General features: G+C 72.0%; 23 protein-coding genes and 2 pseudogenes. 21 read left to right on the plus strand and 4 right to left on the minus strand.

The window, feature by feature from the left end; all coding sequences use genetic code 11:
• Positions 1–43 precede the first annotated feature (43 nt).
• A complete protein-coding gene (locus ACVUH9_RS04610) occupies positions 44–421 on the plus strand; it encodes a tetratricopeptide repeat protein (RefSeq protein ID WP_475754395.1) in 378 nt (125 codons plus the stop codon).
• A 38-nt stretch (positions 422–459) separates the two neighbouring features.
• Entirely contained in the window at positions 460–1,524 is a 1,065-nt protein-coding gene (locus tag ACVUH9_RS04615; RefSeq protein WP_475755076.1) for a nitronate monooxygenase, read from the plus strand.
• A gap of 13 nt (positions 1,525–1,537) precedes the next feature.
• Here ACVUH9_RS04615 and ACVUH9_RS04620 read toward each other — a convergent pair whose 3' ends face one another.
• On the minus strand, positions 1,538–1,936 hold the full coding sequence (locus tag ACVUH9_RS04620) for a hypothetical protein (protein WP_475754397.1): 399 nt from the start codon (positions 1,934–1,936) through the stop codon (positions 1,538–1,540).
• 100 nt (positions 1,937–2,036) lie between these two features.
• On the opposite strand from ACVUH9_RS04620, the gene ACVUH9_RS04625 reads away from it, so the two are divergent.
• From ACVUH9_RS04625 to ACVUH9_RS04680, 12 genes and pseudogenes are all read left to right on the plus strand, one after another.
• Complete coding sequence (locus ACVUH9_RS04625; protein ID WP_475754398.1) at positions 2,037–2,492, plus strand: ribosome maturation factor RimP; 456 nt, start codon at positions 2,037–2,039, stop codon at positions 2,490–2,492.
• Between the two features lie 7 nt (positions 2,493–2,499).
• Positions 2,500–4,092: a transcription termination factor NusA gene (gene nusA, locus ACVUH9_RS04630; RefSeq protein ID WP_475754400.1), complete on the plus strand. Its 1,593-nt coding sequence runs from the start codon at positions 2,500–2,502 to the stop codon at positions 4,090–4,092.
• 29 nt (positions 4,093–4,121) lie between these two features.
• A pseudogene (locus tag ACVUH9_RS04635) lies at positions 4,122–4,334 on the plus strand (YlxR family protein); the annotation flags it as partial.
• A pseudogene (locus ACVUH9_RS04640) lies at positions 4,334–4,465 on the plus strand (translation initiation factor IF-2 N-terminal domain-containing protein); the annotation flags it as partial. The pseudogenes ACVUH9_RS04635 and ACVUH9_RS04640, both read left to right, overlap by 1 nt.
• A 636-nt stretch (positions 4,466–5,101) precedes the next feature.
• Positions 5,102–7,531 (plus strand): translation initiation factor IF-2, encoded by a 2,430-nt coding sequence (gene infB, locus ACVUH9_RS04645; protein ID WP_475755078.1) that lies wholly within the window; start codon positions 5,102–5,104, stop codon positions 7,529–7,531.
• Positions 7,531–7,956, plus strand: a complete 426-nt coding sequence (rbfA, locus tag ACVUH9_RS04650) for a 30S ribosome-binding factor RbfA (protein WP_475754402.1) — start codon at positions 7,531–7,533, stop codon at positions 7,954–7,956. Before infB ends, rbfA begins: the two co-directional genes overlap by 1 nt.
• A complete protein-coding gene (locus tag ACVUH9_RS04655) occupies positions 7,953–8,957 on the plus strand; it encodes a DHH family phosphoesterase (RefSeq protein WP_475754404.1) in 1,005 nt (334 codons plus the stop codon). Before rbfA ends, ACVUH9_RS04655 begins: the two co-directional genes overlap by 4 nt.
• The gene (gene truB, locus ACVUH9_RS04660) at positions 8,954–9,805 is read left to right on the plus strand and encodes a tRNA pseudouridine(55) synthase TruB (protein WP_475754406.1); all 852 of its coding nucleotides are present in this window, start codon (positions 8,954–8,956) and stop codon (positions 9,803–9,805) included. Before ACVUH9_RS04655 ends, truB begins: the two co-directional genes overlap by 4 nt.
• Complete coding sequence (locus tag ACVUH9_RS04665) at positions 9,802–10,692, plus strand: bifunctional riboflavin kinase/FAD synthetase (protein WP_475754408.1); 891 nt, start codon at positions 9,802–9,804, stop codon at positions 10,690–10,692. The genes truB and ACVUH9_RS04665 overlap by 4 nt, the downstream gene beginning before the upstream one ends.
• A 101-nt stretch (positions 10,693–10,793) precedes the next feature.
• On the plus strand, positions 10,794–11,066 hold the full coding sequence (gene rpsO, locus ACVUH9_RS04670; RefSeq protein WP_475754410.1) for a 30S ribosomal protein S15: 273 nt from the start codon (positions 10,794–10,796) through the stop codon (positions 11,064–11,066).
• 717 nt (positions 11,067–11,783) lie between these two features.
• Positions 11,784–12,251 (plus strand): redoxin domain-containing protein, encoded by a 468-nt coding sequence (locus tag ACVUH9_RS04675; RefSeq protein ID WP_475754412.1) that lies wholly within the window; start codon positions 11,784–11,786, stop codon positions 12,249–12,251.
• Positions 12,252–12,288: 37 nt separating this feature from the next.
• The gene (locus ACVUH9_RS04680) at positions 12,289–12,828 is read left to right on the plus strand and encodes a DsbA family protein (protein WP_475754414.1); all 540 of its coding nucleotides are present in this window, start codon (positions 12,289–12,291) and stop codon (positions 12,826–12,828) included.
• A 131-nt stretch (positions 12,829–12,959) separates the two neighbouring features.
• On the opposite strand, the gene ACVUH9_RS04685 is transcribed toward ACVUH9_RS04680, so the two are convergent.
• The gene (locus ACVUH9_RS04685; protein WP_475754416.1) at positions 12,960–14,087 is read right to left on the minus strand and encodes a DUF2330 domain-containing protein; all 1,128 of its coding nucleotides are present in this window, start codon (positions 14,085–14,087) and stop codon (positions 12,960–12,962) included.
• 206 nt (positions 14,088–14,293) lie between these two features.
• Here ACVUH9_RS04685 and ACVUH9_RS04690 point away from each other — a divergent pair, with 206 nt between their 5' ends.
• The 6 genes from ACVUH9_RS04690 (at position 14,294) to ACVUH9_RS04715 (ending at position 20,703) form a co-directional block, all read left to right on the plus strand.
• Positions 14,294–16,588, plus strand: a complete 2,295-nt coding sequence (locus ACVUH9_RS04690; RefSeq protein ID WP_475754418.1) for a polyribonucleotide nucleotidyltransferase — start codon at positions 14,294–14,296, stop codon at positions 16,586–16,588.
• A 14-nt stretch (positions 16,589–16,602) separates the two neighbouring features.
• Complete coding sequence (locus ACVUH9_RS04695; protein WP_475754420.1) at positions 16,603–17,916, plus strand: M16 family metallopeptidase; 1,314 nt, start codon at positions 16,603–16,605, stop codon at positions 17,914–17,916.
• Between the two features lie 106 nt (positions 17,917–18,022).
• Complete coding sequence (locus ACVUH9_RS04700) at positions 18,023–18,694, plus strand: 4-hydroxy-tetrahydrodipicolinate reductase (RefSeq protein WP_475754422.1); 672 nt, start codon at positions 18,023–18,025, stop codon at positions 18,692–18,694.
• A gap of 7 nt (positions 18,695–18,701) precedes the next feature.
• Positions 18,702–19,268, plus strand: coding sequence for an N-acetyltransferase family protein (locus tag ACVUH9_RS04705; protein ID WP_475754424.1), 567 nt, complete (start codon positions 18,702–18,704; stop codon positions 19,266–19,268).
• Positions 19,269–19,359: 91 nt separating this feature from the next.
• Positions 19,360–19,821 carry a MarR family winged helix-turn-helix transcriptional regulator gene (locus ACVUH9_RS04710; protein ID WP_475754426.1) on the plus strand — a complete coding sequence of 154 codons (462 nt, stop codon included), beginning with the start codon at positions 19,360–19,362 and terminating at the stop codon, positions 19,819–19,821.
• A gap of 24 nt (positions 19,822–19,845) precedes the next feature.
• Entirely contained in the window at positions 19,846–20,703 is an 858-nt protein-coding gene (locus ACVUH9_RS04715) for a haloalkane dehalogenase (RefSeq protein WP_475754428.1), read from the plus strand.
• 18 nt (positions 20,704–20,721) lie between these two features.
• Here the strand turns inward: ACVUH9_RS04715 and ACVUH9_RS04720 are convergent, their stop codons facing one another.
• Complete coding sequence (locus tag ACVUH9_RS04720) at positions 20,722–21,621, minus strand: SAM-dependent methyltransferase (RefSeq protein WP_475754430.1); 900 nt, start codon at positions 21,619–21,621, stop codon at positions 20,722–20,724.
• A 211-nt stretch (positions 21,622–21,832) separates the two neighbouring features.
• Positions 21,833–24,172, minus strand: a complete 2,340-nt coding sequence (locus tag ACVUH9_RS04725) for an AAA family ATPase (RefSeq protein WP_475754432.1) — start codon at positions 24,170–24,172, stop codon at positions 21,833–21,835.
• A gap of 112 nt (positions 24,173–24,284) precedes the next feature.
• On the opposite strand from ACVUH9_RS04725, the gene dapA reads away from it, so the two are divergent.
• On the plus strand, positions 24,285–25,136 hold the full coding sequence (gene dapA, locus ACVUH9_RS04730; protein WP_475754434.1) for a 4-hydroxy-tetrahydrodipicolinate synthase: 852 nt from the start codon (positions 24,285–24,287) through the stop codon (positions 25,134–25,136).
• The last annotated feature ends 55 nt before the right edge of the window (positions 25,137–25,191 follow it).

Here is a 25,191-nt window from a genome sequence, read left to right on the forward strand (position 1 = left end):
CCGGCTGCAGCGTGCCGCTTGACGGGTTTGCAAAACTCGGTTGATGACCACGCCCGACGCCTACGAGCTGTACCGGTCCGGTGCCGACCTGCTCGAGCGCGGGGATCATCACGCTGCCGCGTTGCCGCTGCGCCGGGCCCTTGACCTGGAGCCGGGATCCGCGATGGTGCGTGAGGCCCTCGCTCGTGCGTTCTTCAAGGCACGACGCTTCGACGAGGCCGCCGACGAGTTCGGTCGGCTGGTCGAGCAGGAGCCGGTCAACGACTACGCCCACTTCTGCCTCGGCCGCGCGCTGCAGCTCTGCGGCCGCCACGAAGAGGCCCGCCCGCCGCTGACGATGGCGACGTTGCTCAAGCCCGAGCGCAGCGACTATCGGGTGTACCGCGACCGCACGGTCGCGGTCCTCGAGCGGACGCAGTGACCGGCGAGCCGCTCGGCGGTAGTGGGGCCGGCGAGCGGCTGCCAAGGGCGCGGCGTCCGATCTATGGGGCGCCGATGGCGGGTGGACCGAGCACCCCGGAGCTGGTCGCCGCGATCAGCGACGCCGGCGGGCTCGGCTCGCTCGCGGGCGGCTATCTGGCCGCGGACCGGCTGGCCGAGCAGATCGTGGCGGTCCGCGGGCTGACCACGGCCGCCTTCGCGGTCAACCTGTTCGTCCCCGGGCCCGACCGGGCGGACGCCGGCGCCGTCGCGCGCTACGCCGAGCGTCTGTCCGCCGAGGCCACCCGCTACGGGGTCTCGCTCGGGCGCCCGAGCTACGACGACGATCACTTCTCGGCGAAGCTGGCGCTGCTGATGGAGGAGCGCCCGGCGGTCGTCACGTTCACCTTCGGTCTCCCGCCGCAGCCGGCGGTCGAGGAGCTCCAGGCCGCGGGCGTGGCCGTCGGCATCACGGTCACCGACGGCGACGAGGCGGCGCTCGCCGCCGAGCTCGGTCCCGACCTGCTGATCGTCCAGGGACCGGAGGCCGGCGGTCACCGCGGGACCTTCGCCGACGAGGACCGGCTCCCGGGGACCGCGCCGGGCCTGCTGGCCGCGCTCGCCGAGACCCGGGTCGTCGCCCCGGGGATCCCGCTCGCCGCCGCGGGTGGCCTGGCCGACGGCCGCGACGTCGCCGCGGTGTTGGCCGCTGGCGCGATGGCGGCGCAGCTGGGGACGGCCTTCCTGCTCGCACCCGAGGCCGGGGTCTCCGCGGCGCAACGGGCCGCCACCGCGGACGGTCGCTTCGGGCGGCCGGCACTCACCCGGGCCTTCAGCGGCCGGACCGCCCGTGGGCTGCCCAACCGCGTGCTCCGCGAGCAGGCCGACGCGGCGCCTCCCGGCTATCCGCAGGTGAACCGCATGACCGGGCCGCTGCGTGCGGCAGCGCGCGAGGCGGGGGACCCGGAGGCGATGTCGTTGTGGGCCGGCCAGGGCTACCGGCGGGCGGTGGCGGAGCCAGCGGGGGCGATCGTCGTCCGGATCGCCGACGAGGCGGCCACGGCGCTGCGGGTGGCTGCGGACCGCTTCGGCGCCGGCCGCTGACGCTGAGGGCCTATCAGCCGCGCGCCGCCTGTCGCGCGTCCTCCGCCGCTTCGAGCAGGCGACCGAGCAGCTCGTCGACGGTGGCGACCGTGAGCGCCTGCTCGTGGAGCTCGCCGTGGACCCAGACCGCGCCGGCCGAGGAGCTCGCGTAGCGAACCAACCGCAGGTCGCGACGGTTACGATGCAGCAGCCAGGCGGCGTCGAGCTGCCCCGGCGCCAGGATCTCGGCCTGGGCCAGCAGCAGCCCGCCGCGGAGCGCCACTCCCAGGTCGAGCGGCCAGCCTGCGCAGCTGAGGCGGAGGCCCCAGGCGGCCGGTTCCGGCCGGTGGACGGGCACGCCCAGCGGCTCCAGCGCACGCTCGACCGCGGCGACGGCGCCCTCGGACGGCGAAGAGACGAAAGCTTCCTGCATCCGGCGATGGTACGATGACATCGCAGCGTTTCAGGACGCCGCTCCGCAGCAACCTGTTGAAGTGGGCACGGAGCCCGCTTTTTTTATGGCTGAATCCGTCATGACCTCCCCCATTCAGGACACCGTCGAAGCCCGTCTGAAGGCCGCTGAGCCCTCCGTCGAGGTGCTGCTGGCCGAGGTGGTCGGAGGGGGAACCCTCCGCATCCTCATCGATCACCCCGACGGTGTCTCGCTGGATCTCTGCTCGCAGGTCACCCGTCACCTGGATGACCTGCGCGAGACCTATGCGGTGGAGGTCTCCTCGCCCGGTCGTGACCGGCCGTTGGTGAAGGCCGAGCACTTCCAGCGCTTCATCGGAAGTCGGGTCCGGGTTCGCACGCGTGAGCCTCTCGCCGTTGCCGGCGAGGGAACGTCCGCCAAGCCTTCCGAGCCGCGCCGGTCGTTCACCGGCGAGCTGGTCGGGGCGGACGAGCGGGCAGTGACGTTGGCGGCCGATGGGGGCATCGTGACGATCCCCTACGCCGAGATCCATCGCAGCAACCTCGTCGAAGAGTAGGAGCGAGATGTCCCGCGAGATCGTAGACGCGATGCGTGCGCTGGCGCGCGAGAAGGGGATCCCCGAGGAGCGACTCGTCGCTGCCTTGGAGGACGCCCTGCTCTCCGCGTACAAGAAGCAGCCCGACTCGGCGAAGTACGCCCGCGTCGAGCTCGACTCCGAGAGCGGTGAGTACCGCGTCATCGAGCTGCTGGTGCCCGAGATGCTCGAGGCCGGCCTGATCGTCGAGACCATCGACGAGCAGAGCTACGAGGATCCCGAGACGGGGGAGTGGGTCGAGCCCACCGAGATCGAGATCCCCGGCGAGAAGCTCGCCGAGCACCGGGACGAGATCCCCGAGCAGGACGTGACGCCGGACGACTTCGGTCGGATCGCCGCGCAGACCGCCAAGCAGGTCATCCTGCAGCGGATCCGCGAGGCCGAGCGCGACATGATGTACGACGAGTTCGCTGACCGTGTCGGCGAGATGGTCACCGGCATCGTCCAGCAGTCGGACAACCGCTACACGCTGCTCCAGCTCCGCGACCGCGTCGAGGCGCTGCTGCCGCGCTCCGAGCAGGTCTTCGGCGAGCGCTACGACCACAACCAGCGCTTGAAGGCGGTGATCAAGGAGGTCTCGCAGTCTGCGAAGGGCCCCTCGATCATCGTCAGTCGCCGCGATCCCGAGGTCATCCGCGCGCTCTTCGAGCTCGAGGTCCCCGAGATCGCCGACGGTCTGGTCGAGATCACCGGCGTCGCCCGCGAGCCGGGCTACCGCTCGAAGATCGCGGTCGTCTCGCACGCCGCCGGGGTCGACCCGGTCGGCGCCTGCGTCGGCCCGCGTGGCTCCCGCGTGCGGATGGTCGTCTCCGAGCTCAAGGGCGAGAAGATCGACATCATCCCCTTCAACGACGAGCCCGGTCGGTTCATCGCGAAGGCGTTGTCGCCCGCCCAGGTGCGCGAGGTCTTCATCGACGACGAGCTCCGTCAGGCGACGGTGATCGTTCCCGACGAGGACCTCACGAAGGCGATCGGCCGCGAGGGCCAGAACGTGCGGCTCGCCGCGCGTCTGACCGGCTGGCGGATCGACATCAAGAAGGCCAGCGACGCGATGACGCAGACCGCCGCCGCACCCGTCGAGGGTGGTGAGGAGGAGGAGCCGACCGGCGACGGTCGTTGCTCGGCACTCCTCACGAGCGGCCGTCGCTGCCCGAACGCAGCCCTTCCCGGTTCCATCTTCTGCGGTCTCCCCGCGCACCAGGCGCTCGTGCGCTTCGGTCGCGTCGAGGTGGCTGTCCTCGACGACCTGCCGGAGGACGAGCTCGACGCGCTCGCCGACCCGGACAAGTCGCAGGAGGACGTGCAGGACATCGTCACCCGGGCGGAGGAGGCCTTCGCCGCCCGTGTGGAGGCCGAGGGTCCGATCGTGCCGATCGACGACGACGGCGAGCCTGCCGTCGCGACCGAGCACGAGGTCCAGTACGAGGACGCGGAGACCGAGGGGTCGGTGACGGACGACGCGTCCGCAGTCGCCGATCTCGGTGACGGCGAGGAAGCGGCATCCCCCGTGGAGGCGTCCGATGACGCCGCCGACGGGGCGGAGGATGTCCCGTCGACGTAGATGGGCATCAACCGGAGCGACGTTGCGTTGGCTGTGGCCGGCGCGCGTCCCAGGCGGAGCTCCTCCGCCTCGCGATGATCGAGGACCAGCCGGTCCTCGATCGTGAGCGCCGGATCCCAGGACGCGGGGCGTACGTGTGCGGAAATGCGTGCGCCGAGGAGGCCGTCAAGCGACGCGCGTTGCAGCGCGCATTCCGACGGCCGATCAGCATTCACCCCGACTTTCTACACTCCTTTCATTGATGGCGAAAAAGCGCGTGCACGAAATCGCCAAGGCCCATGGCCTGCCGAGCAAGACGGTCCTCGATGCCCTCCAAGCGGATGGGCACGACATCGCCACGGCCTCGTCGAGTGTCGACGAGGCAACGGCAGTACGCCTGATCCAGGCCAAGGGCGCCGAGCTGAAGAGCAAGGCAACGGCGGACGAGGCAGCTGGCAACCCGCCGGCTCAGCCCAAGTCGTCCGGGGCAGCCGCCCCGGCGAAGACCGCTGGGGCACCTGCCCCGGCCCAACCCAAGGCAGCGGCCCCGGCTCGTCCGGTGCGTCCGCCTGCTCCCGGAGCTCCGGCCCGCCCTGTGCGGCCGCCCGCTCCCGGGACCCCGGCAGCCCGTCCGGTGCGCCCCCCGGCGCCCGGACAGCGTCCGGCCGCGGCTCAGCGCCCGGCAGGCGGCCAGCCCGGCCGTCCCGCGGCGCAGACCCCGCGTCCGGCGGGCCAGGCCCAGCGCCCGGCCGGTCAGTCGCAGCGTCCGGCGCGACCCGCCGGCGGTGGACCGGCGGCGCCTGCGCGTCCCGGAACGCCCCAGCGTCCCGCTGCTCCGCAGCGTCCGGTGGCCCCGTCCGGCGGTACGCCGCCCGGTGCTCCGGCGCGTCCGGTCCGTCCGGGTGAGCCCCAGCGTCCGGCCAGGCCCGTCCGGCCCGGTGAGGCTCCGCGTCCGGCTCGTCCGGCGCCGCGGCAGGCTCCGGGGTCCCGTACGGCCCCCGACGGCCTCCGTCCGGGGGCCGGCCCGCGGGTGATCCACACCGCGCCGCCGACCCCGAAGCCCAAGCCGGCGGCGAAGCCGTCGGCCCCGATCACGCAGCGGTCGAGCCCGCTCGGTCAGCGTCCGGCTCCGGTCGGTCAGCGCGCCGCGCAGGCCCGTCCCGGCCAGGGCCGCCCGACGGGCGGACCCGGTGGACCCAACCGTCCGACCCGGGACGCTCCGACGCGTCCCGCGCCGCCGGCGGACCGCCGTCCGATCACCGACGGTCCGGGTTCCGGACCGCCGCTGCCCCCCGGTCAGCGTCCGGCTCCGGGCTCGACCTCGACCGGTCCCGGTCGTCGTCCGGCCCGGCGGGCCTCGAAGGAGACCCCGCCGCCGCCCCCGACCCGCGACCTGCGGACCAAGAAGCCGGCCCTGCCGAAGGGTCCCCCGACCCTCGGTGAGAAGCCCGCTGCGGGTGCCGGTCCGAAGATCATCGCGCTGCCCGATCCCGCTACGGCTCGGCCGCAGCGGGCCGGTGCCGCTGGTGCTGCCGGTGCTGCCGGCAAGCGCCGCGTGGTCATCGACCAGCCCGGTGGTCCGCGTCGGCCCGGCGTCGGCGGAGGCCCGCCGAACCGCCGTCCGCGCCGTCGTCGTCGCCGTCAGAGCATCGAGGAGGCCCTGGCACCGCTGAACCGCGGCGAGCAGGGTCGTACGGTCGACGTCGTCCGGATCAACTCCGGGTCGACCGTCAAGGACGTCGCCGAGTACCTCGGCGTCCCGATCCCCGAGATCATCAAGAAGCTCATGTTGATGGGCGAGATGGCGACGCTCACGCAGACGCTGTCCGACGAGACGATCGAGCTGCTCGCCGGCGAGTTCGAGCGCGAGATCGAGATCGTCAAGGCCAGCGACGAAGAGGACGAGGAGCTCGTCTTCGACGACTCCGAGGCCGAGATGGTCCAGCGGCCCCCGGTCGTCACGATCATGGGTCACGTCGACCACGGCAAGACCTCGCTGCTCGACAAGCTGCGCGAGACCGAGGTCGCCGAGGGCGAAGCCGGCGGGATCACGCAGCACATCGGGGCCTACCAGGTCCACCACGGCGAGGACACGATCACGTTCCTCGACACCCCGGGCCACGCGGCGTTCACCGCGATGCGTGCCCGTGGTGCGCGGTTGACCGACATCGCCGTGATCGTGGTCGCTGCCGATGACGGCGTGAAGCCGCAGACGCAGGAAGCGATCGATCACGCGAAGGCGGCCGACGTGCCGATCATCGTGGCGGTCAACAAGATCGACAAGCCCGGCGCCGACCCGGTCCGCGTGCGGACCGAGATGGCGACGATCGGCCTCAACCCGGCCGAGTGGGGCGGCGACATCGAGTTCGTCGACGTCTCCGCCAAGACGGGCGAGGGGCTCGAGGATCTGCTCGACACGATCAACGTCGTGGCGGAGATCCAGGAGCTGACGGCGAACGCCGACACCGAGGCGTCCGGCGTGGTCGTCGAGGCCAAGCTCGACCAGGGCCGTGGCCCGGTGGCCACGATCCTGATCCAGCGCGGCACGCTGGAGATCGGTGACCCGATCGTGTCCGGCGCCCAGTGGGGCAAGGTCCGGGCCCTGATCGACTACACCGGTGAGCGGATCGAGGTCGCCGGCGTCGGTGACCCGGTCCTGGTGCTCGGCTTCAACGGCGTGCCCGCCGCCGGTGACCTGGCGATGGTCGTCGAGAGCGAGAAGGTCGCTCGCAACAAGGCCGAGGAGCGCGAGACGCGCCTCAAGGCCGAGGCGATCGCCCGTCGCTCGGGTCGCAAGTTCTCGCTGGAGGACGTGTTCAAGCGCGACCGTGCCGGCGAGGAGATGAAGGGTCTGACCCTCATCCTCAAGGCCGACGTGGCCGGTTCGCTGGAAGCGTTCGAGGACGAGATCGCCAAGCTCCCGCAGAGCGAGGTCATGGTCGACATCGTGCTCTCGGGCGTCGGTGCGATCACGGAGTCCGACGTCATGCTCGCTGCCGCGTCGCAGGCCGTCATCATCGGCTTCAACGTGCAGCCGGTGGGCGAGGCTCGTCGGGTCGCTGATCACGAGGGTGTGGAGATCCGCACCTACGAGGTCATCTACCGCGCGCTGGAGGACCTGCACAAGGCGATGGAGGGCATGCTCGATCCCGAGCAGGTCGAGGAGACCGTCGGCAAGGCCGAGGTCCGCACGATCTTCCGGGCGTCGAAGATCGGCACGATCGCCGGTTCCTACGTCACCGAAGGCAAGATCACCCGCAACGGCAAGGTCCGGATCGTCCGGGACGGCTCGGTCATCTACACGAGCACGATCGAGAGCCTCAAGCGGTTCAGCGAGGATGCTCGCGAGGTCTCGACCGGGTTCGAGTGCGGCATCGTGGTCCGGAACTACCAGGACCTCAAGGAGGGCGACGTCCTCGAGGTGTTCGAGACGCGCTCCGTGGATCGTGAGCTGAAGTAATGAAGCCCGATCGCATGCGGCGCGTCGACGAGTCGATCCGCAAGGTGCTCGCCGACGTGCTCCAGCGCGAGGTCAAGGATCCCCGTGTCGGCTTCGCGACGATCACGGGGGTCCGGACCAGCTCGGACCTCAGCCACGCCCAGGTGCTGGTCAGCGTCCTGGAGATGGGCGACGCCGCCGACCACACGCCGCAGGACACGATCGACGGGCTTCGCTCGGCGGTCGGGTTCCTGCAGCGGCGGGTCGGGGAGGAGCTCGGGCTGAAGAACACCCCGCTGCTCCGCTTCGAGATCGACGACACCGTCGATCGCGCGCTGCGGATCCAGGCGATCCTCGACGACCCGCCGCCGCCCGCGGTGGAGACGCCCGAGGACGAAGGTGACGACGGTACGCCGGAGACCGCCAGGGATGATGCTCCTCGATGAGCACCGCGGACGTGCTGGACGAGGTGCGACAGACCGTCGTGGAGCTGCTGCGGGACGGTGACCGGTTCGTCACCGTGACGCACGAGCATCCAGACGGTGATGCGATCGGGTCGCTCGTCGCGGCGACCCGGGCGCTTCAGTCGCTGGGCAAGGACGTCGTCGCGATGGTCGCTCCCGGCGACCTGCCGCTCTCTCGCGAGTACGCCGGGATGGCGACGATCGACCTCGCCTACGATCCGCCCGAGGACCTGGCCGAGCGGACTGCGGTCTTCCTCGACTGCGGCAACCTCGACCGGATGGCGGTCGACGTGCTCCGGACCGGGGCACGTCGGATCGTCAACATCGATCACCACCACGACAACACCCGCTTCGGGGACATCGACCTCGTCGATGCGACCGCCTCGAGCACCGTCGAGATCCTCTGGGACCTGTTCCGCCGGCTCGACGTCACGCTCGACCTCGACACGGCCAAGGCCCTCTACGTGGGCCTGGTGACCGACACCGGTCGGTTCATGTACGAGAACACCCGCCGCGAGTCGCACCTGATGGCCGCCGACCTGATCGAGGCCGGCGTCGAGCCGTACCCGGTCTACCGGACCCTCTACGAGGGCGTGCCGTGGTCGAAGCTGGCGCTGCTCGGCCGTGCGCTGGAACGGGTCCGGCTGGAGGAGGACGGGCAGTTGAGCTTCGCGCTCCTGCGCCGTGAGGACTACGAGCAGACCGCGGCCGAGGACACCGACTCGGAGGGGATCATCGATCACCTGCGGACGGTGGCGGGGACCCGGGTCGCCGCCCTCGCCCGCGAGATCCCCGGCAGCGGGTCGACCGACGGGGTCCGCACGAAGGTCTCGCTGCGCTCCGCGGGCGGCGGGATCGACGTCTCGGCGATCGCGCGTGCCGGAGGCGGGGGAGGCCATCCGCAGGCCGCGGGGTTCACGACCGAGCTGGGTGAGGAAGCGCTCGTCGCGTTCCTCCGGACCCAGCTCCAAGAGCTCGGGTGAACGCCCCGAGCGAGGTCCCCGACGGCGCGCTCCTGATCGACAAGCCCGCGGGCATGTCGAGCCACGACGTCGTCTACCGGATCCGGCGGGCGCTCGGCGGGCGGAAGGCGCGTCGGGTCGGCCACTCCGGGACCCTCGATCCGTTCGCGACCGGACTGCTGATCGTGCTGCTGGGCCGGGCGACCCGCGTGCAGCAGCAGCTGATGGGCCTGGACAAGACCTACGAGACGCTGGCCCGGCTCGGGGCGACCTCGACGACCGGCGATCCGGAGGGCGAGATCGTCGTGACGGGCAACGTCCCGGCCGATCCCCCGGCGCTGCCGACCGGTCTGGTCCGTCAGCGACCGCCGGCCTACTCGGCGATCAAGATCGACGGCGAGCGCGCCTACAAGCGGGCCCGGCGTGGCGAGGACGTGGTCGTGCCGGAGCGCGAGGTCCATGTCCACCGCTTCGAGCAGCTCGACCGCGACGGGGAGCAGGCCAGCTTCCGGATCGAGTGCTCGTCCGGGACCTACGTGCGGACGCTGATCGCGGACCTGCACGACGCCTACTGCCTCGAGCTGCGGCGGACCGCGATCGGCCCGTTCTCGGTCGACGACGCGCAGTCCCCCGACAGCGAGCCGAGCAGCTGGCGGATCCTGCCGCTGGTCGACGTGCTGCCGGCGGTGCTGCCGGTCGTCGAGCTCGACGCGGACACCGCCCGCCGGGCGGGCTTCGGCCAGCGACTCACGCTCGACGACCTGCCCGAGGGCGACGAGTTCGCGCTCTGCCACGAGGGCGAAGCGATCGCGATCGCCGAACGGGAGCCGGACGGTCGAGTCCATCCCGTCGTAGGCTTCCGTACGTGACCGCGCGCATCACGCCCCTGGGCGACGTCCACCCGCGTCCGCGAACGGTGGCGATCGGCATGTTCGACGGGGTCCACCTGGGCCACCGCGAGGTGATCCGGGGGGCCGACACCGTCCTGACCTTCCACCCGCACCCGATGACGGTGCTCGCCCCGGGGCGGGTCCCGCCGCAGCTGACGACGCTCGAGCACAAGGCCCGCCTGATCGGGGCGCTCGGCGTCCACGAGCTGGTGCTGGTGCCGTTCGACGCCGACACCGCCAAGCAGCCAGCCGAGAGCTTCATCGACGAGGTGCTGGTCGACCGGCTCGACGTGCGCGGGGTCCGGATCGGGGAGAACTTCCGCTTCGGTCACGGGGCCAGCGGCACGCCCGAGCTGCTGCGCGCCGACCGCCGGTTCGACACGACCGTCGTCCCGGTGCTCCGCCACCAGGGGGAGACGGTCAGCTCGACCCGCGTCCGCGAGCTGATCGCGCGCGGTGCCGTCGGTGAGGCCCGCGAGCTGCTCGGAGCCCCCTTCGCGCTCGCCGGGCCGGTCGAGCACGGCGAGCAGCGCGGCCGCGAGCTCGGGTTCCCGACCGCCAACCTGCACCCGCCGGTCGGCCACGCCCTGCCGGCCCACGGCGTCTACGCCTGCCGGGCGACGCTGGCCGACGGCAGCGTCAAGACGGCCGCGGTCTCGATCGGCATCCGGCCCCAGTTCGAGTCCGCGCTCGGCGTGCTCGTCGAGGCCTACCTGCTCGACTTCGAGGGCGATCTCTACGGCCAGCAGGTCGAGCTGGAGTTCCTCGAACGGCTCCGGGGCGAGCAGCGGTTCAACGGGATCGACGAGCTCGTCGCCCAGATCCAGCGCGACGTCGACGAGACACGCCGGATCGCCGAGAGCTGAGGTCGCGGCGGCTATCAGCTGGGTCGGCGTATCGGTCGACCCGTCCGCCGACGTCACGAGGACGCGGATGAGCAGGCGATTCTGCTAGTTTCTCCGGTCGAATGACGTCGCTCACGCAGGAACGCAAGCAGGAGATCGTCGCTCGATTCGGGGACTCCGAGAGCGACACCGGGTCGACCAAGGTGCAGGTCGCGCTGCTCACCGAGCGCATCAACGATCTGACCGGTCACCTCCGCACCCACAAGAACGATCATCACTCCCGTCGTGGGCTGCTGATGCTCGTCGGCCAGCGTCGTCGTCTTCTCGACTACATGCGCCGCAACGACCTCGACGGGTACCGCGCCCTGATCAAGGAGCTCGGCCTCCGCAAGTAGCTGGCGGCGCGAGGCGTCCGTGGACGCTTCGCATCTCGCCACCTGGTTCGCTCGGCAGTACTGGCGTACAGCCCTCGCTTCCCGGCGACGAGCTGCTCGGTCCACGAACGCCTCGCATCCACCAGCGGTCGGCGGCCCGAGCGCGCGTATACCGGCGCATCTCGGCACGCGAGGGCCGCGGCAGGGCTAGCGCCCAGCTCTCGGCCCACGCGCACCGACCTGCTCGGTTCACGAACACCAGTCATCCACCCGTGCGCCTCGCATCCACGGGAGCCTTGGTCGGTGGTTCGCCGTCTTCGTGATCGACCCAGATTGGGTCTGATCGCCGCGTTCTACGCCTCCGGATTCCGGGGGCGTTCGTCGTTCTCGGGGCCTTGGGCGGGAGTGTGGACGTTCGTCCTCGGGGACGCCTGGCCGCCGCTGGCGTTCCCGGGACGATCGATTCCACGAGCTCGCGGCGTGGGTCGTTGGGCCGTACCCGGTCTCGTAGGGCTCACGAGCTGACTCGTGGTGAGCGCGACGTTCTGGTCGCTCACGACCCAACGTCGTCGCCCTCGCCACGTGGTCGGCGGTGACTGCGACGTTCTGGACGATCGGCGGGCCGCATCCTCGGTCAGACCTCTCCGCCTGGCTCCTGGCACCGCGCGACGTCAGGACCCCGCCCCGAACGCGCCGCAGGTCCACGACTCCGGGGAATCAACCATCTAGGATGCCCGCATGGCCATCATCGCCGCAGGCACCGCGGTTCCAGAGATCACCCTCAAGCGTGAGGACGGCAGCGACTTCACTCAGGAGGACCTGCGTGGCCGCACGACCGTGCTCGTGTTCTACCCGTTCGCGTTCAGCCCGGTCTGCACCGACCAGCTGCAGGTCTACGAGGAGCTGCTCGGCGAGCTGGCGGAGCACAACGCGGTGATGTTCGGCGTCTCGACCGACGCCTCCTGGTCCCAGACGGCGTTCCGCGAGAAGCTCGGGATCACGATCGAGCAGCTGTCCGACTTCGAGCCCAAGGGCGCCGCCTCGCGCGCACTCGGGGCCTACTTCGAGCCGGCGGGGATGACCAACCGGGCCCTGATCGTCGTCGCCCCCGACGGCACCGTCGCCTGGAGCCACCTCGCGGACTCGCCGGGCGACCTCCCCGGCGTCGACAAGATCCGCGAGGGGCTTGCCGCCGTCGCCGCTTGACGCGCGACGTCGGAGCGTCGACGCTCAACTCAGAACGATGAGCGCCCGGATCCCCGACGAGACCCCTGACCTGACCGTCCCCGGGCACGTGTCCGGCCCCGAGCAGGGGCCGTCGGTGCTGCTCTACGGGGACGCGGGCTGCCCCCGCTGCCAGCAGGCGGTGACCCGGCTGCGGGTGGCGCCGGTGCGGTTGAGCTGGCGCCACTTCGTCCTCCGAGCCCGCGGACCGCGTCCGCGGGCGCTGGCGATGGCGCTCGAGGCCGCCGGGGCCCAGGAGGCGTTCTGGCCGTTCCTGGACGCGCTCGTCGCGGCGCCCGGCCGCACGGAGGATCCCGACCTCTGGGCGCTTGCCCGGGAGCTCGGGCTCGACCTCGCGCGCTTCGAGGAGGACCGCCGCGGCACGGCCGCGGCGGCGCGGATCTCGGCCGATCTCTCGGCCGGGCTCAACGCGGGAGCGACCGGGACCCCGGCGATCGTCGTCGGCGGGCGGATCGAGCACGGCGTGCCCGACGACGCCTGGGTCGCCGCACTGCTGGCGGAGCACGGCGGCGGTACAGCGGTCCCGAACGGGCGCTGAGCGCCAGCGAGAGGACAGGCGGGCTCAGGCGGGCTTGGGCCGCCCGTTCCGGGACCCCGCCCGGCGGCAGGGCCGCCTGCGCCCGGAACCCCGCCCGCTGGAGGGCTGCAGGGAGGATCCGGGCCGGCCGCTCAGCGGCGCATGCGGTCCCGGAGCCGGAGCAGCAGGAGCAGCAGCCCGATCATCACGGCGACGGCCGGGAACAGCAGCAGCCAGGCCACGGAGCTCGGCGTGCCCGGCGGCGGACCGGTCCGCTCGATCTCACTCGGCAGCGGTGCCGTCGCGAACCCCGCCTCGGACTCGAACGGGTAGTCGGCGGTCGCCCGGAAGAGGCGGTCGCTGACGGCCTGCCGGATCGTCACGTCGCCCTTGATCGTGGCCGGATCCTTGCGGACCATCCCCAGCTTGGTCAGGAACGGGCCGTGCAGCAACGAGCGGACGGGACCGGGGAGCGGGGGCTCGAGCGCGGCGACGAAGCCGGCGTGGAAGCTGTCGAAGCCGGAGGCGATCACGCGGTGCGCCCCGGCGACGTAGAGCTGGACCGAGACGGGCTGGGCGCTGACCGCGTTCAGCCGCATCGGGTAGACCAGCTGTCGGCTCGGGAACGAGATCCGCAGCGGGCGCAGGGCCGCGGTGCTGCTCGGGGCGTCCGCGAGCCGGACCGCCACGAACGCCCAGCCGTCCGCCACGTACTCCCGCAGGACCGGGATCGCCCGCTTCGGGGTCTCGTAGCCGTGCCCGTCGAGCCAGCGTTGGAGGGCGTCGCCGCCGGTCGCCCGCAGGCGGGTCACGTCGTAGCCGCCGATCGTCGCGCGGGAGAGCACCTCGACGGCGGCCTTGGCCCGGTCGGCGCCGGACCGATCCTCGCTGCCGTCCTGGTCGATCGGCAGCGGGAGCGTGGCGCGCGCGAGCCGGCTGAAGACGTCGGTCTGGCCGGCGGACAGCGCGGTGACCGTCGGTGTAGCCGGCACGGGAAGCACGACCGCGGGTCGGCTGGTCGCTGTGCCGCCAGCGGCGTCCGCGCCGGCCGCGGTCAGCTCCGGCGACCAGACGATCTCCTCTCGCCCGTCGACGAGCGAGAGCAGCGCGCGGTCCTGGACGACGGTGGTGCCGTAGGCGATCCCGCCGGCCTGCGCCGTGCTCGCGCTGCCGGCCACGAGGCCGAGCACGGCCAGCAGCGGGAGCACCAGCGCCGTGAGGAGCCCGGCGCGCGCCCGACCGGGGCGACGTCGTGGGGGACACGGAAGCAGCGGCGTCACGACCGCCGATCGTATCCCGTCGGACCCGAACGACCGCGGCCGGTGGCGGAGGCGGAGAACCCGCTCGGCCAGCGGCGAACCTCCGGTGCGAGCGGCGGACGCGAGATCGGGCTATCGTGGTTCCGCTAGGCTCGCCTGGTTCGGAACAGACAGAGAATCAAAGAAGGCGCGTCAGGTCCGATGGACGCGCAGACGAGGAACGACATATGAGTCACGACGACGTGACAACGGTGTCCGTGGAGATCTCAGGCAGTGAGATCACCTTCGAGACCGGCAAGCTCGCCAAGCAGGCTTCCGGCGCGGTCACCGTACGACAGGGCGACACGATCGTCCTGTGCACGGCCGCCATGGGCCGGCTGAAGGACTTCGACTTCCTTCCGCTGACCGTGGATGTCGAGGAGCGCTCCTACGCCGCGGGCAAGATCCCCGGCTCCTTCTTCAAGCGCGAGGGTCGCGCCGGTGAGAAGGCCACCCTGACCGCCCGCATGATCGACCGGCCGATCCGGCCGCTGCTGCCGAAGAACTGGCGCTACGAGACGCAGGTCGTCGCGCTGCCGATCTCGGTCGACCACGTTCACCCCTACGACATCCTGGCGATGAACGGTGCCTCCGCGGCGCTGACCATCTCCTCGATTCCGCTCCCGGAGCCGATCGGCGCCGTCCGGATCGGCAAGATCGACGGCTCGATCGTCGTCAACCCGCCGGAGGAGTCGCTGCTCGCCGACGGCGAGAGCGAGCTCGACCTGATCGTCGCCGGCACCGCCGACGCGATCCTGATGGTCGAGGCCGGGGCGAACATCATCCCCGAGGCCGAGATCCTCGACGCGCTCGACATCGCCCACGGCGAGATCAAGAAGCTCGTCGCGGCCCAGCTCGAGCTGCGCAAGCTCGCCGGCAAGGACAAGGTCGAGCATGAGGCCCCCTCGCTCGACGCCAAGCTGCTGGCGAAGATCAAGAAGTCGGCGGCCGGCAAGAAGATCGAGAAGGCGACCCAGGTCGTCGACAAGCTCGAGCGGGAAGCCGCCACGAGCGCCGCCAAGGACGCCGCCTACGAGGCGAACGCCGTCGAGGGCGACGACGAGCACAACGCGGCCGTCAAGGCGATCGTCAACGCGCTCGAGAAGGCCGCGATCCGCGACCGGATCGCCGTCCAGAAGGTCCGTCCGGACGGCCGCGAGGCGACCGAGATCCGGCAGATCACGATCGAGACCGGGACCGCTCCGCGGACCCACGGCTCGGCGCTCTTCACCCGTGGCCAGACGCAGGCGCTGTCGGTCGTCTCGCTCGGCACGCTGAAGGAGGAGATGCGGCTCGACACCCTCGGTCTCGAGACCAACCGCTTCTACTGGCACCACTACAACTTCCCGCCGTTCTCCGTCGGTGAAGCGGGTCGCCTCGGCGGCCCGAAGCGTCGTGACATCGGTCACGGCGCGCTGGCGGAGCGTGCGCTGATCCCGGTCGTTCCGACGACCGACGATTTCCCGTACACGATCCGCGTCGTGTCCGACATCCTCGAGTCGAACGGCTCGAGCTCGATGGCGTCGGTCTGCGGCAGCTCGCTGTCGCTGATGGAGGCGGGCGTGCCGATCTCGGCGCCGGTCGCCGGCATCGCGATGGGCCTGATCAAGGAGGGCGACGACTACATCGTCCTCACCGACATCGCCGGCGTCGAGGACCACCTCGGCGACATGGACTTCAAGGTCGCGGGCACCGAGGAGGGCATCACCGCCCTCCAGATGGACATCAAGATCACGGGCGTCACGTTCGAGATCCTGCGCGACGCCCTGGCCCAGGCCAAGGACGCCCGGCTCGAGATCCTCGGCAAGATGAAGGCCGTCATCGACGGTCCGAAGGACGAGCTGTCGCTGTACGCGCCGCGGATCCTGTCGACCAAGGTCGACACCGAGAAGATCGGCATGATCATCGGCAAGGGTGGCGAGACGATCCGCGGGCTCCAGGAGGAGTTCGAGGCGCAGATCGACATCAACGACGACGGCACGATCAACGTCTACTCCTCGTCGGGAGCCAAGGGCGACGCGCTGATCGAGCGGATCAACGCGATGACCCGCGACGTGGGCCTCGGCGACGAGTTCGACGGCAAGGTCGTCAAGACCACGACGTTCGGCGCCTTCGTCGAGCTGATCAAGGGCACCGACGGCCTGCTGCACATCTCCAACGTGTCGCCGGGCAAGCGCGTCGACACGGTCGAGGAAGTCCTGTCGCAGGGCGACGTCATCAAGGTCCGCGTTGCCGAGCTCGACCGTGAGCGCGGCCGCGTCGGCCTGCGTCTGGCCGACGATCCCGAGATCGCCGGCAAGACGGTCGAGGAGCTGCAGGAGCTGAAGAAGTCCGGCGGTCCGCGCGGTGGCGGCGGTGGCCGTCCGCCCCGCGAGGGTGGTGGCGACCGCGAGCGCGGTGGCGACCGTGAGCGCGGCGGTGACCGTGAGCGCGGTGGCGATCGTCCGCCGCGCCGTCGTGAGCGCAGCGGCGGGCGGGACTAGCAATTCCGCCCCAGGTGCCGTCCTTCATCCCTGACCCCGCCGACGCGCCCCGCGTCACCCGACTGCCGTCCGGCGTGACGGTGGTGTCGGAACCGATCGCCTCGGCCCTGTCCGTGGCGGTCGGGGTGTGGGTCGGCACCGGGGCCCGCCACGAGCGGGACGCCGAGGCGGGCCGCGCCCACCTGTTGGAGCACATGCTCTTCCGGGGGACGCGGCACTTCGCCTCGACCGAGATCGACGAGCGCTTCGACGCGCTCGGCGGCGACCTCAACGCGGCGACCAGCCGTGACGAGACCACCGTCGTCGCGCGGGTGCTCGCGGCCGATCTCGACGATGCCTTCCCGATGCTGGGCGAGATGGTCGCGACCCCGCTGCTGCGGGACGAGGACCTCGAGCTCGAGCGCAAGATCGTGATCGAGGAGATCGCGATGATCGAGGACGACCCGGAGGAGCTCGTCTTCGAGCTGCTGCCGCAGGCCGTCTTCGGCGACCACGCGCTCGGCCGCCCGGTGATCGGAACCCCGGACGTGGTCGCGACCACCTCCGGCGACGTCCTCCGTGGCTTCCACGCCGGGCGCTACCGCCCGGACCGGATCGTGATCGCGGGGGCGGGTGCGGTCGACCACGAGCAGCTCTGCGCGCTCGCGGCGACTGCCGTGCCCGAGGATCCCGGTGCGGCGCACCCGGCCGACGGCAACGATCCGGGCAGCGCCCCGCCGACCCCGCCCGCGGTGATCTTCCGCTCGCGGGAGACGGAGCAGGTCCAGGTGGCGATCGCCGGCCGTGGCCTCGGCCTCGGCGACGAGCGTCGCTACGCGCTGCGGGTGCTCGACACGATCCTCGGTGGAACCCCTTCGTCTCGGCTGTTCCGGGCGGTCCGCGAGGATCGCGGCCTGGCCTACGCGGTCTCGACGTTCGACGACCAGCACCACGGCGGCGGGATGGCGGGGGTCTACCTCGGCACCCGTGCGGACAACCTCGCCGAGGCGCTGGAGATCGTGGCCGCGGAGCTGGACCGGATCCGTCGCGAGCCGGTCGACGACGAGGAGCTGCGGCGGGCGAAGCAGAACGCCCGGGCGCGGCTGCTGCTGGGCCTCGAGTCGACCCAGGCGCGGATGCACGTGCTCGGACGCGGAGTGCTCCACGGTCTGCCGCTGCGACGGCCGGACGAGGTCGCCGCCCTGATCGACGCCGTCACCGCCGAGGACGTGCGCCGGCTGGCGCACGACCTCTACGACCCGGCCGGCCTGTCGGCCGCCGGCGTCGGACCGAGCGAGGACGACTTCCGGGCCGCCCTGCGTGCGGTCGCCCCGGCGCTGACCGTCTAGGCACCGTCGTCGCGCGGCGCTTCGGCGTTGCGCGACGGCTGCCGGGCCAGGAGCGGCCGGGCGGAGGGTCCGGCGCCGTTCCGCATCGGCCTGAGAGGATGGCGCGATGAGCAGTGAGATCCGTGTTGCTGTCGCCGGGGCCGCCGGCCGGATGGGCGCGACCGTCTGCGCCGCGGTCGAGGCCGCCGAGGGCATGGTCCTGACGGGCCGCGCCGATCCGGCGCTCGACACGCCGCTGTCGGCCGTCCTGCCCGATGCCGACGTCGTCGTCGACTTCACGCGGCCCGACACCGCGCTCGGCAACGCGCTCGAGTGCCTCGAGGCCGGCGTCCATGTCGTGATCGGCACCTCCGGCTTCGACATCTCCGGGCTGGAGGGCAAGACCGGTGCGAACGCCTTCTTCGGGCCGAACTTCGCGATCGGCGCGGTGCTGATGATGCGCTTCGCCGCCGAGGCCTCGCGGCACATGCAGAAGGCCGAGATCATCGAGCTGCACCACGACAAGAAGCTCGACGCGCCGTCGGGGACCGGCAAGCACACGGCCGAGCTGATCGCGGAGGCGAGCGGCACGACCCCGCCGATCCACTCGATCCGGCTGCCCGGTCTCGTCGCCCACCAGGAGGTCATCCTCGGCGGTACGGGGGAGACGCTCACGATCCGGCACGACTCGCTCGACCGGTCGTCGTTCATGCCCGGGGTGATCCTGGCCGTCCGCCGGGTCGCCGGCCTGCAGTCGTCCCCGGTGGTCGGGCTCGACAAGCTGCTCTTCGAGGACTGAGGCCCGGATGCTGCTGCGCCCCGCCACCCCGGCCGACGCCGAGGGGATCGCCCGCGTCGAGGTCGCCGCCTGGCGCCACGCCTACGAGGAGATCGTCGGCCCCGAGCGGCTGGAGTACCTGGACGTCGCCGAGCATGCCGACGCGTGGCGGGCCCGACTCGAGTCGGGAGGTGCGGGCGTTCCCGCCGGTGGCCTCACATCCCGCGCCGAGGGCAGCTCGGGCCCCGTCACCGCGATCGTCGCGGAGCAGGACGGGCAGGTGGTCGCGTTCGTGGCGGTCGGGCGACCCGCTGCGGCGATCGAGGAGGGCTCGTCGGGGACCCTGGCGGCCCTCTACGTCCATCCGGTGGCCCAGGGTGCAGGGGTGGGCACGGCACTGCTGGAGCGCGCCGAGACCGGCCTCAGCGAGGCGGGGGCGGAGACCGTCGAGCTGCGGACCTTCACCGCCAACTGGTGGGCCCGTCGGTTCTTCGCCGCCCGCGGCTGGACCCACGACGAGACCGCCCCGGCCGGCGACGACGACCCGCCGAGCGAACGCTGGGTCCGGACGTTCGCCGAACGCGTCTCGGGTTGACCGGCCTGCTCGGCCGGACGGCCGGCCCGTGCCGTTGACGCGGTAGCCCGGATAGTCGCCATGGCGATAGTAGCCATGTATAGTAAATTCCATGGGTACGAAGACGACGGGGCCGACGCCGGGCCATCTGGTCTGGCGGCTGTCGATGAGGTGGCGGGTCGCCGTCGACCGCGCGCTGGCGCCGGCGGGCCTGACCCACGCCCAGTACGTGCTGCTGTCCTCGCTCTTCGGCATGCGTGCCTCCGGCCTTCGCCCCAGCCAACGTGAGCTGGCGGAGCACACCGGTCTCGAGGCGCTGTACGTCTCCAAGCTGGCTCGCGGCCTCGAGTCCGACGGCCTGATCGAGCGCACCCGTGACCCGCACGACACCCGCGCCGTCCGGCTCACGCTCACGGACCGCGGCGACGAGACCGTCCGCCCGGCGATCGCCACCGTCCAGCTGCTGCTGGATCGGCTCCTGGAGCCGCTGGGGGGCCGTGACGATCCGCGCACGACCGCGTTCGTGCGCGACCTGACGGCCCTCCTCGACAGCCCGCTCGACCCGCGGCCCTAGCCGCCGACGAATCGAGCTCCCCGCATGCCCGAGACGCACGTCCTCGACTCGACCATCCACCACGAGGAGGCGGGGGCCGGTACGGCCTTCGTGTTCCTCCACGGCAATCCGGGCTCGTCGCTGCTCTGGCGGGACGTCATGCCCGGCGTCGGTCGCGGGCGGTTGCTCGCCCCCGATCTGATCGGGATGGGCCGCTCCGGCAAGCCGGAGATCGCCTACCGCTTTGCGGACCACGCGCGCTATCTCGACGCCTGGTTCGACGCGCTCGAGCTGGACCGCGTCGTCCTGGTCGGTCACGACTGGGGTGGGGCGCTGGCCTTCGACTGGGCCGCCCGGCACCCCGAGCGCGTGATCGGCCTCGCGTTCCTGGAGAGCATCGTCAAGCCGATGGCCTGGGAGGACCTGTCGCCGCAGGCCCGCAAGCGCTCGGAGCTGATCCGTACTCCCGGCGCCGGCGAGGAGCTGGTGCTCGACCAGGATCTGTTCGTCCGGCAGGCGTTCACCGGCGGCGTGCTCACCCCCGTCGGCGACGAGCAGCTGGAGGCGTACCTCGCGCCCTATCCGACTCCGGAGAGCCGCCGCCCGATCCTCGCCTGGGCGCGGCAGATGCCGTTGGGCGGCGAGCCGGCCGAGCTGGTGGCGCGGATCGAGGCCTACGACACGTGGCTGGCGAGCAGCCCCGGCGTTCCCAAGCTGCTGATGACCTTCGAGGGTTCCCCGACGTTGCTGATCCGCAGGGAGCTGGCCGACTGGTGCGCCGCGAACATCGCGGCACTCGAGTCCGTCTTCTGCGGCGAGGCAGGACACCACGCCCCGGAGGACCGCCCGGACGAGATCGCCGCCGCGATCTCAGCCTGGGCGGACCGGCACGAGTTGCGCTAGCCGGTACCCGACGGCGATCTACGGCTTCTCGAAGACCAGCCGGAAGTGGTCCATCAGCTCGCGCTCGAAGCAGACCGAGTTGGCGCTGACGCCGGAGGTGAACGCGAGCCGGAAGTCGGAGCTGGTCAACCAGCGCGGGATCAGTCGGGCCTTCTCGATCGTCTTGCGGAGGCTCGGCTCGGCGAAGCGGGCGCGCCAGCGCTTGATCGTCTCGATGTAGTCGAGCCGCCCGCTCTCGCTCGACACGAACCGCAGCTCCGGGTCGGCACAGCGGATGATCTGCTCGCTGCCGGAGGGCAGCCACGAGCCGGGGAACTGGTGGCCCATCAGCGCCAGGTACCAGCCGTCGGAGTCGCGTGGCGCGTCGATGCTGACCTCGTCCTCGGGGATCATGTTGCGCCCGAAGGTCATCGTCTGGAGGTAGAGCCGGCCACCGGACGGCAGGATCCCGGCGATGTTGGCGAAGAGGTCGCGGTAGATCTCCTCCTGGCGACCGGCGGCGTGGTCCTCCGGCGAGCAGAAGTGCTCGAACGCGCCGAGGCTGGCGACCGCGTCGAACGGCCCGAAGGTCTCGCGGGTGACGGCGAGCGCATCGTGGAGGTGGACGTCGAGGCCGTGGCGGCGGCAGGCTGCGGCCTGGGCCGAGGAGAGCGTGACCCCGGTGCCGCTGGCACCGCGGTCCCGGAAGTCACTCAGCAGCGGGCCCCAACCACAGCCGAGGTCGAGCACGCGTCGGCCCGGGCCGACGCCGATCGACTCCGCGACGTAGTCGTGCTTGCGCTGCTGCGCCTGCTCCAGCGTGAGGCTGAAGTCGCCGTCGAACTTGGCCCCGCTGAAGTCGGCGTGGTCCCCGAGACTGAGCCGGAAGACCCGGTCGATCAGGGAGTAGGTGAAGTCGAGGTCGCTCCGGGTAGCCATACGCGCTTCCGACCATATCCAGGCGACCCGACGGCTTCGCGTTCGCCGTATACCGCGGTCGGGTCCTCGGCGACGGAACCGGTGCTGGAACCGGGCCCGGACCGGCCCCGGGGCGGCGGCGAACCCGAGGGCGGAACGGACCCGGGTCGATCCAGAGCCGGAACGAAACTGGAGGCGGCGGGCGCGCGGCGGGCGGGCCGCGGCGGGTGCCCTAGGCGGGCTTGGCCAGCGCCTCGTGGATCCGGGCCGGCAGCATCGTGAAGCGGGTCGCGCCGTCGACCCGCCGGAGCGCCTGGAGGATCGCTCCGCGGTCGCCGACCATCACGCAGGCGGTCTCGGCGCGGGTGACGGCCGTGTAGAGCAGGTTGCGGGTCAGCATGTGGCGGTGCTCGGCGACGACCGGGATCACCACCACCGGCACGCTGGAGCCCTGGGCCTTGTGCACGGTGCAGGCGTAGGCCAGGTCCCAGGTGTCGAGCCGGACCAGCGGCAGCCGGACCGTCCGGCCGTCGTCCATCTGCAACAGCGCGTCGTCGCCGTCGACCCGCACGAGCGTCCCCAGCTCGCCGTTCATGATCTCCGACTCGTGGTCGTTGCGGGTCTGCATGACCCGGTCGCCCTCGCGCAGGAAGCTGCCCTTGGCCTGGCGGCCGCCGGGGTTGAGGAGCTCGCGCATCCGCTGGTTGAGGGTGTCGACGCCGCAGGCCCCGCGTCGCTGGGGCGCGAGGATCTGGACGGAGCCGACGGCGGGCACGTCGTAGTGGGCCGGGAGCCGTCGGGTCGCGAGCGAGATCACCTCGTCGGCCGCGGCCGACGGATCGACCCGGTCGATCAGGAAGAAGTCGCGGAGATCGTCGGGGCCGGGCTGGGTCTGGGGCGGCTCGCCCCGGTTCATCGCGTGCGCGGCCCGCACGATCAGTGAACGCTCGGCCTGCCGGAAGATCCGCGAGAGCCGGACCGCCGGGACGGCCCCGGAGTCGAGCAGGTCCTGGAGGACCCGCCCCGGACCGACCGGGGCGAGCTGGTCGACGTCGCCGACCAGCAGCACGTGGGTCCGCGGGCCGACCGCCCGCAGCAGCGCGACGGCGAGGTCGAGCGGCAGCATCGACGCCTCGTCGACGACCAGCATCCCGCCGTCGGGGATCGGATCCTCCTCGTCGTGCTGGAAGCCCTCGCCGGGGACGTAGCCGAGCAGCCGGTGGATCGTCGTGGCGTCGGCCCCGGTCGCCTCGGCCAGGCGGCGAGCGGCCTTGCCGGTCGGCGCGCAGAGCAGGACCTGCTTGTGGGCGTCGCGCAGGACCTGGACCAGGGCCCGCATCGTCTGCGTCTTGCCGGTGCCGGGACCGCCGGTCAGGATCGACAGCCGGTGCCCGCAGGCGAGCCGGACGGCCTCCCACTGCTCGGGGCTCGGACGGGGATCGCGCGAACGGCGGACGGCCGCGCGGCTGGTCGGGGTGCCGCCGTCCGACTCGCCGGGCGTGGCCTCGGCGGAGCCCTCCTCGGCGGGCGGAGCGTCGGTGGCCGGGTCCTTCGCGGCCTTCGCGGCAGCCGCCGCCTTCTCGTCGGCCTCGCCGCCGGGGGCCTCGTCGGCGACCTCGATCTCGAGGGTGGGGGCGTCGGTCGACATCGTCGCGACCAGACTCGCCAGCAGCGCCTCGTCCTCGTCCAGCTCGAGCGTCGCGATCCGCCCGTCGCGCTCGACGACCTGACCGTCGCTCACGAGCTCGCGGACGGCGACCGCGACTGAGGGGGCCAGCTCGTCGCGGGCCGACCAGTCGGCGTCGCGGCCGAGCAGCAGCCGCACGGTCCGGCGAACCAGCTCGTCGTGGGGGAGGTGGCAGTGCCCGTCGTCCTCGGCCTGACGGAGGGCGTGGACGGCCCCGGCACGGCGACGGGCGTCGCTGTCGCGGGCCTCGCCGAGGGCCAGCGCGATCGAGTCGGCGGTCGGGAAGCCGATCCCGCTGCGGGCGGTCAGGCGGTACGGATCGGACTGCAGCAGCGCGACGTCGGGTTCGTCGCCGAGGGCCCGGATCACGCGGCCGATCGTGGCCGCGTCGAGACCGTGGCGTTCGAGCAGCAACCGCACCGCCCGGGGGCCGGCCTCGCTCCGCCAGGCCTCGACCGCCTCCGTCAGCTTCGCCCCGGTCAGGCCCTTGACCCGCCGGAGGACGTCACGTGGATCGGCGTCGATCCGCTCCAGCAGCTCCGGCCCGAACCGCTCGATCAGCTGCTCGGCCGCGACCGGTCCGACCCCCGGCACCCGTTGGAGCACGCGCGAGACGGCGGCGTCGTCCTGCGGCGCCATGCTCTGCAGCGCACGGACCCGGAAGCGCTCGCCGTGCTTGGGGTGGCGCTGGCGCTGCCCGGTCGCCCGCACGCGGTCGCCCGGCTCGAGATGGCCGACGGGGCCGACGACGACCTGGTGGGTCGCGGGACCGCCCGATTTCGCTCCGCCCATCGCGTCGATCACGGCGAAGCTGCCGTCGTCGCTCCGGAAGCGGACGCCGACGATCTCCAGCTCGAGCGTCTCCTCGTCATGTCCGGCGGGCACGCCGTGACGGTATCTCCTGCCCGGTCCGCTCCGCGGGTACGCTGGCGGCGGGGTGCCCACCGACGCGGGGCAGGGCGCCGCAAGCCTGCGGCCGCTCTGGGAGGATTGAGCTGTGTCCGACCTTGGGACGATCCTCACCGCTGTCGTAACGCCGTTCGACGACCAGTATCGCGTCGACGACGAGACGTTCGTTCGCCTCCTGCACGATCTCGCCGGCAAGGGCTCCGATGGCTTCGTCATCGCCGGCAGCACCGGCGAGGGCTCGACGCTCAGCGACGACGAGCACCTGGCGCTGGTCGAGCTGGCCGTGCGCGAGAAGCCGGCCGGGACGACGATCGTCGCCAACACCGGCTCGAACGACACCCGCCACTCGATCCACCTGACCGAGAAGTCGACCGAGCTCGGCGTCGACGGCACGCTCAACGTCGTCGGCTACTACAACCGGCCCAACCGGCGCGGGATCGTGCAGCACTACCGCGCGGTCGCGGCGGCCACCGACAAGCCGATCGTGCTCTACAACATCCCGTCGCGGACGACCGTCGACATGGACAACGAGCTGCTCGCCGAACTGGCGCAGATCGAGCACATCGACGCCGTCAAGCAGGCCAACAACGCGAACCTCGCGCTGGTCGACGGCCTCGACCTCTTCACCGGCAACGACGAGTCGCTGGCTCGCGTGCTGGAGCTCGGCGGCGCCGGCGGCATCTGCGTCGCCAGCCACCTGGTCGGCCCGGAGATGGCCGAGATGGCGACCGCCACGCCCGAGCGCCGGGCCGAGATCGACGCCCGCCTGCAGCCGCTCTTCGGCGTCCTCGGGGTCACGGTCAACCCGATCCCGGTCAAGGCCGCGCTCGAGATGGTCGGTCAGCCGGTCGGCGGTCTCCGCCTGCCGCTGGTCGAAGCCGACGACGCCGAGCGCACCGCGATCCATGCCGTGCTCTCGGACCTCGGGCTGCTCGCCTAGATGCAGCGACGGACCGTCACGAACCTGACGGTTCGAGCGTCGACCACCGTGCGGC

Source organism: Patulibacter ginsengiterrae (genome assembly GCF_056269115.1).